General features: G+C 63.5%; 14 protein-coding genes and 1 pseudogene. 8 read left to right on the top strand and 7 right to left on the bottom strand.

All coding sequences use genetic code 11. The annotated features are described in order from the left end of the window. Positions 1-61 precede the first annotated feature (61 nt). The 4 genes from FJ936_RS04810 to FJ936_RS04825 all read left to right on the top strand — a co-directional run bounded on the left by FJ936_RS04810 (position 62) and on the right by FJ936_RS04825 (position 3122). Positions 62-487 (top strand): DUF3775 domain-containing protein, encoded by a 426-nt coding sequence (locus FJ936_RS04810; protein WP_140664934.1) that lies wholly within the window; start codon positions 62-64, stop codon positions 485-487. A gap of 545 nt (positions 488-1032) precedes the next feature. After that, positions 1033-1731, top strand: a complete 699-nt coding sequence (locus FJ936_RS04815; protein ID WP_246680415.1) for an extensin family protein — start codon at positions 1033-1035, stop codon at positions 1729-1731. 174 nt (positions 1732-1905) lie between these two features. After that, on the top strand, positions 1906-2157 hold the full coding sequence (locus FJ936_RS04820) for a hypothetical protein (protein ID WP_140664928.1): 252 nt from the start codon (positions 1906-1908) through the stop codon (positions 2155-2157). Between the two features lie 146 nt (positions 2158-2303). Next, complete coding sequence (locus tag FJ936_RS04825) at positions 2304-3122, top strand: extensin family protein (RefSeq protein ID WP_140789623.1); 819 nt, start codon at positions 2304-2306, stop codon at positions 3120-3122. 7 nt (positions 3123-3129) lie between these two features. On the opposite strand, the gene FJ936_RS04830 is transcribed toward FJ936_RS04825, so the two are convergent. After that, positions 3130-3840 (bottom strand): gamma-glutamylcyclotransferase, encoded by a 711-nt coding sequence (locus FJ936_RS04830; RefSeq protein WP_140789625.1) that lies wholly within the window; start codon positions 3838-3840, stop codon positions 3130-3132. A 111-nt stretch (positions 3841-3951) separates the two neighbouring features. Between FJ936_RS04830 and FJ936_RS04835 the strand changes: the two genes are divergently transcribed. Beyond that, positions 3952-4659, top strand: coding sequence for an LssY C-terminal domain-containing protein (locus FJ936_RS04835; RefSeq protein ID WP_140789627.1), 708 nt, complete (start codon positions 3952-3954; stop codon positions 4657-4659). Positions 4660-4818: 159 nt separating this feature from the next. Beyond that, positions 4819-6129: a hemolysin family protein gene (locus tag FJ936_RS04840; RefSeq protein WP_015316146.1), complete on the top strand. Its 1311-nt coding sequence runs from the start codon at positions 4819-4821 to the stop codon at positions 6127-6129. A 67-nt stretch (positions 6130-6196) separates the two neighbouring features. Here the strand turns inward: FJ936_RS04840 and FJ936_RS04845 are convergent, their stop codons facing one another. From FJ936_RS04845 to FJ936_RS30820, 5 genes and pseudogenes are all read right to left on the bottom strand, one after another. Further along, positions 6197-7516 carry an HlyD family type I secretion periplasmic adaptor subunit gene (locus tag FJ936_RS04845; protein WP_140789629.1) on the bottom strand — a complete coding sequence of 440 codons (1320 nt, stop codon included), beginning with the start codon at positions 7514-7516 and terminating at the stop codon, positions 6197-6199. A gap of 1 nt (position 7517) precedes the next feature. After that, positions 7518-9254 (bottom strand): type I secretion system permease/ATPase, encoded by a 1737-nt coding sequence (locus FJ936_RS04850; RefSeq protein ID WP_141906190.1) that lies wholly within the window; start codon positions 9252-9254, stop codon positions 7518-7520. A 34-nt stretch (positions 9255-9288) separates the two neighbouring features. After that, complete coding sequence (locus tag FJ936_RS04855) at positions 9289-10770, bottom strand: family 16 glycosylhydrolase (protein ID WP_015316143.1); 1482 nt, start codon at positions 10768-10770, stop codon at positions 9289-9291. Positions 10771-11093: 323 nt separating this feature from the next. Then, entirely contained in the window at positions 11094-11972 is an 879-nt protein-coding gene (locus FJ936_RS04860; RefSeq protein ID WP_140789650.1) for a DMT family transporter, read from the bottom strand. A 484-nt stretch (positions 11973-12456) separates the two neighbouring features. After that, positions 12457-12622, bottom strand: a pseudogene (locus FJ936_RS30820) (CadC-family transcriptional regulator); the annotation flags it as partial. Between the two features lie 74 nt (positions 12623-12696). Between FJ936_RS30820 and FJ936_RS04870 the strand changes: the two are divergent. Then, positions 12697-13218: a hypothetical protein gene (locus FJ936_RS04870; protein WP_181171293.1), complete on the top strand. Its 522-nt coding sequence runs from the start codon at positions 12697-12699 to the stop codon at positions 13216-13218. A 334-nt stretch (positions 13219-13552) separates the two neighbouring features. Here the strand turns inward: FJ936_RS04870 and FJ936_RS04875 are convergent, their stop codons facing one another. Continuing rightward, on the bottom strand, positions 13553-14158 hold the full coding sequence (locus FJ936_RS04875; protein ID WP_015316140.1) for an NADPH-dependent FMN reductase: 606 nt from the start codon (positions 14156-14158) through the stop codon (positions 13553-13555). Between the two features lie 90 nt (positions 14159-14248). On the opposite strand from FJ936_RS04875, the gene FJ936_RS04880 reads away from it, so the two are divergent. Beyond that, positions 14249-14617: a helix-turn-helix domain-containing protein gene (locus FJ936_RS04880; RefSeq protein ID WP_140789633.1), complete on the top strand. Its 369-nt coding sequence runs from the start codon at positions 14249-14251 to the stop codon at positions 14615-14617. Positions 14618-14759 lie beyond the last annotated feature (142 nt).

Below are 14759 nucleotides of genomic sequence, written 5' to 3' on the forward strand. Positions count from 1 at the left end.
CATGAGGTGACGGATGCCGCAAATCCGGTATCATCCGGCAAACGACTGACGGAGAGGGCCCGTGCAGCGACGGCTCGAAAAGGACTGGGATCTCACGATCGGCCCCGATACCGTACGGCTGTTCATTCTCAAGGCCAAGGCGCTGAGCGCGGGCGTTAACGAGGACTATGCCGACGGCGCCGAACACGAGGTCGAGTTCGACGGCGACACGCATGACAACCACCACCATGACGGCCTTGCCGAGGAAAGCTCGGAAAACCTCACCGAGGAAGAGCTGCGCGAGCTGATCAACGACCTCAATATCGATGAGGCCGCCGAGCTGATCGCGCTGGCCTGGGTCGGCCGCGGCGACTACGACGCCTCGGAATGGGCCGACGCCGTAACCGCGGCACGCGAGCGCGCCAACAAGCGCACGGCAAAATACCTGCTCGGCATGCCGTTGCTCGCCGACTGGCTGGAAGAGGGGCTGGAAGCGATCGGCGCGTAACGCGGAGGTAACCGATTGTGATCGGGTCTAAGCGCCTGTCCAGGCAACTTCAGCCGACCGGCGCCGTTTTGTGGATGATGGCAAAGCTGAGCTTTTCTCGAGGGTACAGGATTGCATTGGCCTTGGCCGTCACGGCTCTGCTGGTCATGCCGGCCGACGCCAGACATCGTCACAAACACCATAGGCCGCTGAGCCCGCGCGTGGAGCAGCCGCTGACACAGCGGGCCGATCAGCCGCTGAAACCGCGCGGCAAGCGGCAGTCGAGAGCGCGAGCCAGGCAGCATCTCGCGCCCAATCCGGCACCGCCGGCAACGCAGGATGCTCGGCCGTCCGCCGATGTTCCGGTGCCCGAGCCACGCCCGGTGGACACTCAGAAAGTGGACACCCCAAAGTCGCAAGATCAGAACGCTGAAAATCCAAAGAGCGGCGCGGCGCCCAACCCGCCCAAGGACCCCGATCTACCCAGCGACGAAGAGTCCCATCAGAAAAGCCCGAAACCACCGGAACCACCAGCCGAAACCGAAAGCGAGCCGGAGCCGCCTGCCGTGGCGCCGACGCCGACGCCAAAGCCCGCCACCACGACGCCCGAACCTCAAGCGCCGGCCGTCGCCCCGCAGCCAACGCCAAAGCCGGCGGAAGCAGGTGACGAGGAGAAGATGCTGCCCGATCCACGCTCGGCCGATCTTCCCGCCGACAAGATGCCGGCTGAGGAAGTCGCCTGCCGCGAGCGCCTGAAGACACTCGGGGTCGAATTCGAGGAGCACAAGGCCGAAAGCAACCCCGAAATCGGCTGCTCGATCCCCTACCCCATCGTGCTGAAGTCGCTTGGCAAATCGGTCGCGATTGCTCCGGGCACCGAGCTCAACTGCCCGATGGCCGAGGCGGCGGCGCGTTTTGCCGCCGACGTCATCCAGCCGGCGGCTAAAGCCGAATTCGGCGCTGACCTGAAATCGATCGGCCAGGCGTCGGCCTTCGTCTGCCGGCCGCGCAATGGCACGCGCAAACTGTCGGAACATGCTTTCGGCAACGCGCTCGACATTGCCAGCTTTACGCTGTCCGATGGCAGGACGATCGAGGTCGGGCCGGCGCCGCCGGAAAAAGACGGCAAATTCCTCGACGCCGTACGCAAGGCCGCCTGCGGACCTTTCAAGACCGTGCTCGGCCCAGGCGCCGACCCGGACCATTCCTTGCATTTCCATCTCGATCTCGAGCCGCGCCGGCATGGCGGAACGTTCTGCCAATAAAATCGCCGATCGCTAGCCGCAATGTGGCTCGAGTTCGATGCCTTGAATTATCGAACTCTTGGCCGTTCCATGCCTGTTCAAGAGCTGCAAGTTGATCTAACTATATTCGCTATGCAGGCTCCTCGGAGCCGGTCATTCCATTTGCCACGTGAACAGGCCTCGAAGGGAAATAGCATGAAATATGCGGCGTTCATTTTCCTGTCTATGGCTGTGCTATTTGCACCAGGCATAACTTCAGCCTCGGCGCATTTCAAAAAACGCGTAGATCAGCACAGGCATGAGAAAATTCAACCCAGGCATGAGAAATCTGCAAAGCCGGCGAAGCCCATGCCCCTGTACCAGCAGATCCAGCATCGCCACTTCAAGGGAAAGGATTTGTGCTGGCGCATGTACAATGGCAACCTGATAGACATCTGCGTCGGATAATCTTGGGTCAAACCTCAGCAACTCGGCGCTTGCGTTGTGCTACACAGAGTTAGCCGCAATTCGGCCGCAGGCGTGAGCGCCGACGCTGAGCTTTCCTTTACCCTTGATCGTTAAAATCCCACCGATCAGGGATAGGAATTCCGCCCATGGCCGAGCTATTTCGCGCCGCCGAGACGGTCGCGCGCCAATCAAAATGCGCAGTGATGGCAAAATGTACAGCGATGGTGGCCGCTGGCCTTGCCCTCGTCGCCGTTTCCGCCTGCAACACTGGCAGCGTGCTGTCACTGCAGCCGGCTGTCGACGTCGGCTCCCAGACTGCAGCCGTGCCGCAATATGCTGGCATGCAGAAGCTCGTACCCTCAAATCCCTATCTGACCGCCGCCTATCCGCGCATGGACGAGCCGATGTCGCCGGTGGAGCAGATTCCAGCCAGCGAAACCGATTGCCGCCAGCAGCTGAAGCGCCTCGATGTCGCCTACACCGATCTGGCACCGATCCATGAGGGCCAGTGCGGCATCGACTATCCGGTCAAGGTCACGGCTATCGGCAGCATCGAGATGAAACCCGCCGCGACCCTGACCTGCGACATGGCCGCCACCTTCGCCGCCTGGACCAAGAACGAACTCGTTCCCTCCGCCCGCTGGCGCTATTTCTCCGGCGTCAGGACCATCCACCAGGGCTCAAGCTACTCCTGCCGCAACATTGCCGGCGAAGGCGTGCTGTCGGAGCACGGCAAGGGCAACGCGCTCGATGTCATGAGCATCGAACTCAACAATGGCGACGACATCGACGTGCGCAAACCCGGCCTGTTCGCCTTCCGCACCCGCGGCTTCCTCAACAATGTGCGCGCCGACGGTTGCCAGTATTTCACCACCGTGCTCGGCCCCGGCTACAATTACGACCACCGCAACCATTTCCATTTCGACATCAAGAACCGCAGGAACGGTTACCGCGCCTGCCGGTAGGAAAAGATCATGCGTCACCGGTGGACGCGATAATTTGCCGAGCCACGAGATCCTGGATGCGCCAGAGATTCTTGTCCCGAATACCGCTTTCTTCCAGCTTGCTGACGGTCCGGAACAGATACTGCGCCGACGACCCCCAGTGTCCGGCGGCTCGCGCCAGCGTGTCCGCAACCTGCTCCAACGGCAACCCTCCGGCATAGGCCTTGCCACCCGGCGTGGCGACGAAAGCCAGAGCGCGCAGCGGACCCTGCTTGGTCTTGACCTTGATCCAGCAGGGCACGTTGGTTGGTGGGTTGGCATCGATTTCCCGGCGCATCAGCTGGCCGAGCTGCCCGAAATGATCTTCATCGGGAAGCCGGTAGACGATCCCGTTGCAGCTGCCGCCGCGGTCCAGCGCCAGCATCAGGGCAGGCAATTCGCGCGTGCCCCGCCAACGCGTAAGCTTCAGGCAGAACGAACGGTGCCATCCAGGCGCCGTCGCCGGGCGCTGCTCGACAGGAACGAATTCGGGATTCCAGATCAACGAACCATAGGCGAAGACCCACAGCATTTCGGGCCGATATTCCGCAAGCAGTCGAGCGACCAACTCATCGAACTCCGCGTTGGTGTGCTCGGCCGTTCCAGGCTCAGGCCCGGGATCCAGTTCGACGCGCTCGACCCGGGCGACAAGATCCGCGGTCAACGCCATCGTTCTCGGGCCCGTCGGCTTCCGCTTCATTCCCGCCCCCACGAAAAAATGATGGCTGACGATAAACCGTCCGCTCATCTCTGGCCATTGATTTCCAGGGAACCGTCAGGCAACACATACCGCTCGGATCGAGCTGCCTTTATGAGCCAACGAAGCCTCCAGCGACGCATTGCGATCTGGGTAGTGGCCGTGCTGGGCGGCTATCTGGCGCTCGCCTATGTCGCGGCGCCGGAATTCTGGACATTCCGTGATCGCGGCTTTCGCGATCGGCATTTCGAGATGGTCACCCACACGCCGCAAGGCATTCCCGGCGACCCCATCAATGTCGGCCTGATCGGCACGGAGAAGGAGCTGGTGCACGCTTTCGCCGTCGCCGGCTGGGACACCGCCGACGCCGTCACCTTGAGAACCGCCATCGACATCGGCGAAAGTGTACTGTTTTCCCGCCCCTATCCCGACGCACCGATAAGCCGTCTGCTGTTCGAAGGCCGCGCCCAGGAACTCGCTTTCGAAAAGCCGGTCGGCGACAGTGCCGACCGGCGCCATCACGTCCGTTTTTGGCGAACGGATACGGTTGGCGACGATGGCAGGCCGCTCTGGCTGGGTGCCGCCAGCTTCGATCGCGGCGTCGGTCTGAGCCATGACACGGGCGCCATCACCCATCACATCGGTCCCGACCTCGATGCCGAGCGCGACTTTATGGTCGGCGATCTCAATGCCGCCGGCCTGTTGGCCTCGACCAGCGGCCTGGCGGGCATCGGCCCCACCCGGAGCGGCCGCAATGGCGGCGGCGACCCTTATTTCACCGACGGCAAGGCGGTCGTCGGCGTGCTGAAGCAGTTGCCGTGACGGCAGGTCAGGTCGTCGCGATGACGATCTTGCCGAACGGCCCCTTCTCGAAGGCGCGCCGCCCTGGGATGCTGTCTGATCCACCCGCATCCGCTGTCATCTTTCTAAAATGGCCGCCGACTATTTTCGAAAGCCGTGCGGCAATGCTATTGAGCCCTCATGCTATACGTTGAAATCGCCACCGTGGTCGTCCTCATCTGCGTGAACGGCCTTCTGTCGATGTCCGAACTCGCCATCGTCTCATCGCGGCCGGCTCGCCTGAAGGCGATGATCGACCGCAACGTCAAGGGTGCCGGCCGCGCTTTGGCGCTTGGCTCCAATCCCGGCAAATTCCTGTCCTCCGTGCAGATCGGCATCACGCTGGTCGGCGTGCTCTCGGGTGCCTTTTCCGGCGCCACGCTCGGCCAGAGGCTGGCGCAATATCTGGCTACGGCAGGCATCCGCGAGAACATAGCCGATCCGCTCGGCGTCGGCATCGTCGTGGCCATCATCACCTATGCCTCGCTGATTATCGGCGAACTCGTGCCCAAGCAGATCGCGTTGCGCGATCCCGAGCGGGTCGCGGCACGGGCGGCGCCGGCAATGACCATCCTGGCCACCATCTCGGCCCCTCTGGTCTTCCTGCTCGATATTTCGGGCCGTGCCGTGCTCTGGCTGCTCGGCCAGCGCGGCGAAAGCGAGGAAAAGGTCACCGACGAGGAGATCAAGATGCTGGTCGCCGAGGCCGAGCATCACGGCACTATCGAATCCGACGAGCGGCGCATGATCGCCGGCGTCATGCGGCTTGGCGACCGCGCCGTGCGCGCCGTCATGTCACCGCGCACCGATGTCGACTGGATCAACCTGCAGTCCGACGATGCCACGATCCGCAAGCTTCTGATGGACACCCAGCATTCGCGCCTGCCCGCCGGCGACGGCGGGGTGGACGCCATGATCGGCGTCATCCAGACGCGCGACGTGCTGGCCGCACTGCTCGGCGGCCGCGCGCTCGACCCGCGCAAATATGTGCGCGCGGCACCGATCGTGCACGATCAGGCCGATGCGCTTGATGTGTTGCAGAAGCTGAAGGAGAGCGACGTGCCGATGGCGCTGGTGCATGACGAATACGGCCACTTCGAAGGCATCGTCACCCCCGCCGACATCCTAGAAGCCATCACCGGCGTCTTCCGCTCGGATCTCGAGGCCGGCGAGGAAGAAAACGCCGTCCAGCGCGACGACGGCTCATGGCTTCTCGCCGGCTACATGCAGGCCGACGAGATGGCCGAGGTGCTCGGCATCGACCTGCCGGAGAACCGCGACTACGAGACCGTCGCCGGCTATGTGCTGTCGCACATGCACCATCTGCCGGCGACTGGCGAATGTGTCGACGCGCAGGGCTGGCGTTTTGAGGTCGTCGACCTCGACGGCCGCCGCATCGACAAGCTGATCGCCACCCGCCTGCCCAGCGGTCACCGCGAGATGGTGCGCTGACGGCATATGCCTGGTTTCGGTCCGGCGGCCCTCGACGGCGGCCAATATACTGCGCGGACCGCGAGCTCTACCGCTCGGTGAAGGCGCGGGCGAAGGAATCGAGCATCGGCCGTGCCAGATACTCCAGGAAAGTCCGGTCACCGGTGTTGATGAACGCCTCGACTGGCGTTCCGGGATAAAGCTGCTCGGGCTTTACGCCGGGCGGCAGGTCGGCCGCGATCCTCAGCTTGGCTCGGAAATAGGGCTCATGCGTTGCCTCGTCGACGAGCCGGTCCGCTGAGATTTGCGCCACCGTGGCTGAGACCTCGGGAGTGAGCCGTGCATTCAAGGCCGACAGCCGCAGCTTCGCCGGCTGGCCGACACGGACCTGATCGAGGTCTTTCGGCCGCAGCCTTGCATCGACGACGAGGCCCGATGCCGTGGGCAGGATCTCCATGATCTTTTCGCCGGGGGCGATCACGCTTCCCTTGGAATTATAGGCCGACGACACCACGATGCCTGCCGCCGGCGCCTTGATCGTCGTGCGCCGCAGCACCGCCTCCGCCGCCCTGGTCTGCTCCTCGACATCGGCCAGATTGGAGCGAACGTCGTCCAGCTTCGTCAGCGCCTCCTCGACGCGTTGCGTGGTCTGGCGCTCGATCTGCTCCTGGGCCTCGACGATCTGGGTGTTGGCCGTCGCCAGATTGGCCTCCAGCGCCCCGGCCTGCCCGACGAGATCGGCCTCGCTGCGCAATAGCTGGGAGTACTCGGTGCGGTTGGTGAGGCCCTTGTCCAGCAGGCCGGTCTTGATGCCGAGTTCGTTCTTCACGACGTCGGCTTGCTGCTGAATGGCCTGTTGCTGGGCCTGCAACCCCACCACCGACTGCCGATGCATGGCGACGCGTTGTGCCAGGATCGATTTTTCCGACCGGAACCGGGCCAGCCTGGCGTCGAATTCCTTTTGCTGTTCGCGAACCAGGATCTCGAAATCGTGCTGGAAAGGTGCCGGCGCCGCTTCGGTGATGGGCGCCATCCTGTCCAACCCGTCGCGTTCCGCCTCCAGCCGCGCCGCACTTGCCCTGAGCGCGATCGACTGCCTCACCAGTCGGTTGAGCTCGGCCTGCGCGGCCGTTGGGTCCAGCACGACCAGGTTCTGGCCCTGTTGCACGCGATCGCCTTCATGGACCGGTAATTCCCTGATGATCCCGCCCTCGCGATGCTGGATGCGGATGTTTCCGCCGGTCGCCGAGATCGTGCCTTGCGTGATCACCGCTCCCGACAAGGGAGCGCTGACGGCCCAATAGCCGAAGCCGCCCGCCAGCACCGCTATGGCGACGTAGCCGGTCAGGGCCACGCGTCTTATGTCGGTGCGCGGCTGGCTGTCCCAGGCGAGGCTCTGTGTCGTCATCTCACGATCCGAAACTGCCACCCGCGCGGATTGTCGGGACGAATGACCCGGTCACCACCGTGCTCTGCTGGGGGGCCTTGCCGATGACCGAACGCCGCAGCACCTCGTCGCCAGGGCCGAAGGCTTCGACCATGCCGCCGCGCAAAAGCATCACGCGGGCGCAAGCGGCGGCGATCGAAGGGCGATGGGTGACCACGATGACCGTGACGCCCGCCGCTCGCGCGGCCGAAAGCACCGCCTCGAGCGCGGCCTCGCCGCTGCCGTCGAGATGGGAGCTGGGCTCGTCGAGTACCAGGAGCCGCGGATTGCCGTAGAAGGCGCGCGCCAGGCCGATTCGCTGGCGCTCGCCCCCCGACAGCGCCCTGTCCGACGGGCCGATCATGGTCTGGTAGCCGTCGCGCTGCGCCAGGATCAGCTCGTGCACCTGGGCGCGCCTTGCCGCCTCGACGATTGCGGCGTCGTCCGCTTGCGGGTCGAAGCGGGCGACGTTTTGCGCGATCGATCCAGGAAAGAGCTCAACCTCCTGCGCAAGGTAGCCGACATGCTTTCCAAGCTGGCTCTCGTCCCAGGTCCTGAGGTCGGCGCCGTCGATCCTGATTGAGCCGCCGGTCGGTTGGGCGGCCCCCACGAGCAACCGCGCCAGTGTCGATTTGCCAGCCCCGCTCGGGCCGACGATGGCCAGCGCTTCGCCCGCGCCGATCGCAAAGTTGAGCCGCTTGAGGATGGGTTCCGTGCCGGGTTGGGCGTTCGGCGCCATGAAGAAGACGTCCTGCACGGAAATCGCGCCGGCCGGATCGGGCAGGATCAGTTTTCGCGGCTCCGTCGGACGCATTGCGAGCGCTTTTTCCAGCCGCGTCCACGCCCGCCGCGCGTCGGCGATCTGCCGCCAGGCGCCGATCAGCTGGTCGAGCGGCTGCAGCGCGCGCGACGACACCAGCGAGGAGGCGAAGATCATGCCAGCCGTCATCTGCCCCTGCAGCACCAGCCATGCGCCGGCGCCGAGGATCGCCAGTTGCAGCATCATGCGCAGCGCCCGCGAGGCGCCGCTGAAGATGGCGTTGGCGCTCGAGGAACGGTCATGGAAAGTGAGCGCCGCCGCCACGTGCCGTCCCCAGACCAGCGAGGCATTCCGCACCATGCCCATGGCGCGCAGCGTCTCGGCATTGCGGGCAAAGGCCTGTTCCGCCTGGCTGGCCAACGCCGAACGCTCCGCGGACAAGGCATCGTTCCTGCCGATCGCAAGCTGGTTGGCCACGACGAGGAATAGCAGAAGCACCGCGCCGGCGACCGTTACCCAGAACAGCACCGGATGGATGAGATAGAGCAAGGCGAGGAAGACAGGGGCGAAAGGCAGGTCGAACAGCACCGCCACGCCGCGTGACCTGATGAAGGCGCAGACCGAAGCGAGATCGCGCAGCGGCGACAGGCCGCCGGCATATCTCGCGCCGAGCGAAACGGCGAAGGTGCTGGCACCCAGCTTGCGGTCGACGGTCGCCGCGACGCGCTGCGTGTAGACGGCGCGGATCGCGTCCAGCAGCCCGAGGAAGGCGAGCGCGAGCACCGCGATAGCTGACAGATAGACAAGCGTCTCGACGCTGGAGGACGGCAGCACGCGGTCATACACCTGCAGCAGGTAGAGCGGAATCACCAACAGCAGGATGTTGATCAGCAGCGAGAAGACGCCGACATCGGCGATAGCGCGCAGGAAGACCGGACGTAGGCCGGACGGTCCAGTCATTTCCGCATTTCCCGCCGCTGCATGATCCCGGCCCTTACGCGTGGCCCCCGAATTCGGAACCGCCGTGCAGCGTGCTGCTGGCGATGCTATGCGTGGCGGTGCTGGTGGTGGTGTGCAAAGCGCTCGCCGGCGCGTTGTCCAGCGTATAGGCGCGGATATAGTCGATCTTCATCTCGGCAGGCGTCGCCAGATGATCGGGAGGCGCGCCGGCAAGACCGCCGACCGCGAGATCGGCCAGCATGTACATGGGCTTGTGCATATCGGATGGCGTCGCCGCTTCCGCGACCTGGACACCGTCATAAGTCCAGACGAGCTTGTCCGGCGTCCACAGCAGCCCATAGGTGTGGAAGCCGGCGGTATCCATGGTGTTTACCGTCGACGTCACCTTGGTGTGGGTTCCCGTTTCATTCGAATGCGCCGTCATGATCAACGAGTTCGGGTCCTGCCCGCGCGTCTCGACCACATCCAGTTCCGGCGGCCACGAGCCGTCTGCCGGCAGCAGCCAGAAGGCGGGCCAGGCGCCGGCGTTCTCGGGCAGGTCGGCGCGCATTTCGAAATAGCCGTAGGTTTGTGAGAAGGTGCTGTGCGTATTGAGGATACCTGACGTGTATTCGTAGTTGTTGATCAGCGGCTTGATGTCGGCCGGCGCCTGCGCGGCGGTGATGGTGAGCACGCCGTTATTCACGCTGAACGGGTGGACGGAACTCGTCGGCCCGTAATTGGCGTCGATGTACCATTGCAGCTCGCCATTGCTGGTCAATGTGCTGCCGTTCGGCGCTCCCCATGAGAAGTTGGTATCCCACGTGCCGCCCTGAGCGTTGTGAAGATTGAGCGCGTTGAAATCGTCGCTGAAGGACAGCTTCATGCCGGACATGTCGATCGGCAATTCGAACTGGTTGGGCTGCAGCTTGTCGATGGTCGTGTCCTTGAACTCGAGGATCTCGCCGGATCCGAGGTTCAGCAGCACGTTCGATCCCGCCTGGATCAGGTTCGAGTGAACGGCATCGAACGACGTGAAACCATAGCCGTTGAGGCGAACCGTGTCAGTGGCGGCAAAATTCGCGATCAGGTCGCTGCCGTTGCCTTTCGAGATGACGAACGTGTCGTAGCCACCGCCGCCATCGATCAGAACATCGTTTCCCGCGCCGCCGTCCAGCGTCTGGTGCCCAGCCTTGGCGGTGATGATGTTGTCCAAGCCGTTTCCGAAAGCGTAGTTGTTGGGGTTTGTGACGATGAGGTTCTCGACATTGGCGGGGAGCTTGTAGCTCATCCACGTGCTGATCGTGTCGATGCCTGCCCCGGCGCCCTCGGCCACCTTGTTGCCCGCCCCATAGAGGTAATAGATGTCATCGCCCGTGCCGCCATGCATGGTGACGTTGAGATTGCCCGCTCCGTAAAACGAGTCATTTCCCGCGCTGCCATACAAGTCGGGCCCGGCCCCAGGCGCCGAGAACCAGTGGTTGGACGTACCGCTATAGGGAAGAGGAACACCCACGGCGTTGACGAAGAAGCTCATCGGATACATCCTCCTCGTGAGGCATGGCCGCCTCGAACCGTTCGCTTACGGACTTCCGGATGGCCACGTCGGATCAATGCTGAAAGGAACGATTTCGTTCCGGGGAATCATTACACAATCCACCATAACATCGATCTTTCGGAAGACATATACTTATTGTCCGGGAAAAGAGCGGCGCTTAAGCAAAGATATTTAGTAAAATGGTGTATAAACTAGAAATTGCAAAGGATCTACTTAGATGAATGATCTACTTAGATGACGGCTACCCCTCCGAGCCCATCAGCCTCCCTCCTCGGCGCATGGTGGGCGGGAAGCTTAGGCCATCAGAGAGCGGCTTCGATCGGCTCGGCAAGCCTGGGATTTGAGCGTGCCGCGATCAGGCAACTGGTGACGATGAGACCCGCTCCCGCCAGCGTGGTCCAGGTCACCGCCTCGTCGAAGAAAAGGAAGCCAAGTGCGATCGCCCAGATGAAGGCGGAGTATTCCGTCGGGATCAGATACTGCGCTTCCGCCCGCGCATAGGCCCAGCTCATCAGGAATTGGCCGGCGAGCGACAGCGCCGTCACGCCGGCGAGCGGAAGCCAGAGCTCGCGCGGCAGGGCAATGGCCAGCCAGGGTGACGCGAGACCAAGGAAGACCGCCACGCAAAGGTTCTGGAACAGCATGATCTCGATCGGCTTGGCCACCAGCGCCTGCTGCCGCGCAAGGATCAGATTGTAGGCATAGAACACCGTCGACACCAGCACCGCCGCCGTGCCGAGCAAGGCATCCCTGGCATGGCTTGTCTGCCCGAACTGTCCGCCGACGATGATTGCGACGCCCGCAATGCCGGCCAGCGAAGCCCAGATCGCCTGACGCTGTATGCGTTCGCCGAGCAGCAACGCCGCCAGCAGCAGGGCGAACAGCGGCGCCACGAAACTGAGCCCGATCGCCTCCGCCAGCGGCAGCCTCGCAAGCCCCCAGAAGAAGGACAGCAGGACAAAGCCGACGACCGCGGCACGCAGCGCATGCAGCCTGAGCACGGAAGGCTTGGGCAGCGTGCGCGGTCCCGCCGACCAGCCGGCGCCGGCAACCACGGTCGCGAGCATGCTGCGCCACAGCACCGTGTTGTAGACGCCGACGGCAAGGACCAGGACCTTCATCGCCGCGTCCATCCCCGACAGCAGGAAGATGCCAAGCGCGCAGACAAGCACCGGGATCATGGGAGAAACGGCGCCTGCCAGGCTGGACGACTTCACGAGGCCCTCATGTGGTGGATCGCAGTCGGATATATCAGGGCGGACCGGCGGGGCCAGATGGCAGCCCCGCCGATATGGCGGTCCAACCATGGCGACTTGTGGAATGGCTGGGAAAGCTCGCAGCGAGCCCGCCAACCATTGCCGGCTTGTCTAGCGGCGCGTGACCGCGAAAGCGGATATCTGAGCATCGAGTTTCGGCCATGGCATGACGGACCGGCTTTTGCGCTATTCTGGCAAGTCCGCCTTCCGAAGGCCCTCGATATAGTTCTCGCGGTCTTCCACCCGTTGAAACGGGGCAGCACCTCCGCGAGGTCCGAAAGCCGCAATGTGGGATCGAGTTCGCGCAGGCGCGCATCTTCTCCGCTTCAGAAAGCTGTCCCGCCAAGGCATGACTTGCCATCGCGACACGCATCGCGCTCGCGTAGTTCGGCTGCGAGCGCAAAGATCTCGGTTTGCGCTTGGCACCTTCGATTTCAGCCTCCTCGACCTTCGGCGTGATTGCGCCGACTATGTTTGAGGCGATCTGATCCTCGAGATCAAAGATCTCCGCCAGAGTGCCGTCAAAAACAGTCGGCCCATAAATGGAGGCCGGTGGAAGAGTCGAGGAGCTGTCCTGTACGGCCAACGTTTTGGCGGCAAGAGATTTGAGTTAGGATGACGCAGCACTGGCGCGCTATAGAGCACCCTTATGAACGAATCTGCCAGTAGAGCAGACAACAACACAGCAGTCGCGAGCGACCTTGCCGACGGCGATCCCCGCCTTGCCTTCATTTATCAGGAGGCGGTGAGAGGCCTCAATCACCAGCAGAACCTCGTCGAGAACATGAACGCCCGCGCCGGCAGCCTCATCTTCGCCACTGCGTTCGCCAACTCGCTGCTTGGCGGAAGGGCGCTTTCCGACGGGCTTGGGCTTTGGGACTGGATCGCGGTGGTTCTGCTGTTCGCCATCGGCGGGCTGATCGTCTTCTTGCTTTGGCCCTACCACAAATACACGTTCCGCTTCGACCCAGAAGAGCTGCTCCATCAATATGTCGACGGCGACAGGCCGGCAAACATGTCGGCCATGCAGCGCGCGCTCGCCCTTCGCATCAAGGCGGACATGGTCAGCAACTGGCGCATTATCCAGCGGCTTCGGGTGGCATTGCAGATTGCGCTGGTCCTTCTGTTGTTCGACATCCTGGCCTGGCTTTTCGCGATCGCGGGTATTTGAGCCGTTCGATATTCGGAGCCGACCCGACCTGGACCGACGACCGCCCTTTGAGGTGGCAGTCTGCCGACGAGCACCTTCGGGAACTGAGGCATCAGCACGACCTTGCCGGTCGAGCCGCCCTCTTCGGGCAAAGGACGAGCACGTGGCTCCCGGGACGGGCGCCTTCGCAAGAGCGCAGTGTCTGCGGCACCCTCACCTGCTTGCGAGGCGCTGAGGGGCGGCGCGGCGTTGCATGCAGATCTTTCGCGCAGCCGCAACTCCTTGCAGGAACGCGAAAAAAGGGCGACGCAAGCGCCGCCCCATATCCCTTGGGAGGACAATCCGATCCGGCGGATCAGGCCGCCTGGGCTTCTCCGGCGACGGCATCGGCGGCGCGGGCGGCCTTCAGCACCTTGGCCCACCAGGCGACGTCGTTGACCAGCGCGGTGGCGGCCTGGTTCAGGTGCTCGAGATCTTCGAGCTTCTTCTCGCCCTGGCGCACGGCCAGGAAATCGCCCCAGGCGATATGGACCGCGGACTTGACCGGCGCCATCTGCAATTCGACGGCGTGGAGACGAAGCTGTTCGACGGCGCGGGCGCCACCGACGCTGCCATAGCCGACAAAGCCGGCCGGCTTCTTGTTCCACTCGTTGGCGGCGTAGTCGATCGCATTCTTCAGCACGGCCGTCGGGCCGTGATTGTATTCGGCGGCGGTGAAGATAAAGCCGTCGAATCCGGCGACCTTCTTCTGCCAGCGCTGTGCGACTTCGTTCTGCGACGGCGCCCAGGCGGAGGACGCGACCTCATCGAAGAAGGGCAGCGGAAAGTCGCGCAGATCGACAATTTCGACATCGATGTCGGCATGTGCCTTGGCGATCTTGGCGATCCACTGCGTCGGCACGTCGGCGAAGCGGGCGGCGCGCGTCGAACCGATGACAATGGCGATTTTGGGCTTGGACATAAGGGGCTCTCCTTGCGGGAATTTTTGGTATCGTTTGGATACCGGCGCTATATGTGATACTGACAATTTGATGCGCAAGGAGGCACGTTTTTGTTACTGAGGCACCCGCATAGCACCGAGGACTGCCGCGCCGTGTCGGAAATCCTGCAGCGCGTCGGCGACAAATGGACCGTGCTCGTGGTCGGCAAGCTGGGCGGCGGACCGCTGCGTTTCAACGAATTGCGCGCCGCCGTCGGCGGCATCTCCCAGAAGATGCTGACCACCACCTTGCGCGGCCTGGAGCGCGACGGCTTCGTCACGCGCAAGGTATTTCCGACCATTCCGCCGCGCGTCGATTACGAGCTGACGGAGCTCGGTCACGAGTTGCTGGTGCCGGTCGGCGCGCTCGGCGAATGGGCCCGCAAGAACACCCAGCGTGTCCAGTCGGCACGCGCCAGATTCGACGACATGCATGCCTGAAGCCCATGCGCGGCAAGGGATTCGGAACCTGCACTGAGCGGCTCTAGCTGCTGCAGGCGAAGTCACGGTTCCCTGAAAGCGACTTGGAAATAGTCCATGGCGCTCGATGCCGGCCCGACGCGCCCGGCCTCCCTCTCGACGA

It is taken from the genome of Mesorhizobium sp. B2-4-13, assembly GCF_006658535.1.
Taxonomy (GTDB): domain Bacteria; phylum Pseudomonadota; class Alphaproteobacteria; order Rhizobiales; family Rhizobiaceae; genus Mesorhizobium; species Mesorhizobium australicum.

Coding starts and splice junctions, on each gene's coding strand:
- FJ936_RS04835 (WP_140789627.1), top strand. CDS start 3,952: ATGAGCCAACGAAGCCTCCAGCGACGCATTGCGATCTGGGTAGTGGCC.
- FJ936_RS04875 (WP_015316140.1), bottom strand. CDS start 14,158: ATGTCCAAGCCCAAAATCGCCATTGTCATCGGTTCGACGCGCGCCGCC.
- FJ936_RS04845 (WP_140789629.1), bottom strand. CDS start 7,516: ATGACGACACAGAGCCTCGCCTGGGACAGCCAGCCGCGCACCGACATA.
- FJ936_RS04830 (WP_140789625.1), bottom strand. CDS start 3,840: ATGAAGCGGAAGCCGACGGGCCCGAGAACGATGGCGTTGACCGCGGAT.
- FJ936_RS04860 (WP_140789650.1), bottom strand. CDS start 11,972: ATGATCCCGGTGCTTGTCTGCGCGCTTGGCATCTTCCTGCTGTCGGGG.
- FJ936_RS04850 (WP_141906190.1), bottom strand. CDS start 9,254: ATGACTGGACCGTCCGGCCTACGTCCGGTCTTCCTGCGCGCTATCGCC.
- FJ936_RS04855 (WP_015316143.1), bottom strand. CDS start 10,770: ATGAGCTTCTTCGTCAACGCCGTGGGTGTTCCTCTTCCCTATAGCGGT.
- FJ936_RS04870 (WP_181171293.1), top strand. CDS start 12,697: ATGAACGAATCTGCCAGTAGAGCAGACAACAACACAGCAGTCGCGAGC.
- FJ936_RS04825 (WP_140789623.1), top strand. CDS start 2,304: ATGGCCGAGCTATTTCGCGCCGCCGAGACGGTCGCGCGCCAATCAAAA.
- FJ936_RS04840 (WP_015316146.1), top strand. CDS start 4,819: ATGCTATACGTTGAAATCGCCACCGTGGTCGTCCTCATCTGCGTGAAC.
- FJ936_RS04820 (WP_140664928.1), top strand. CDS start 1,906: ATGAAATATGCGGCGTTCATTTTCCTGTCTATGGCTGTGCTATTTGCA.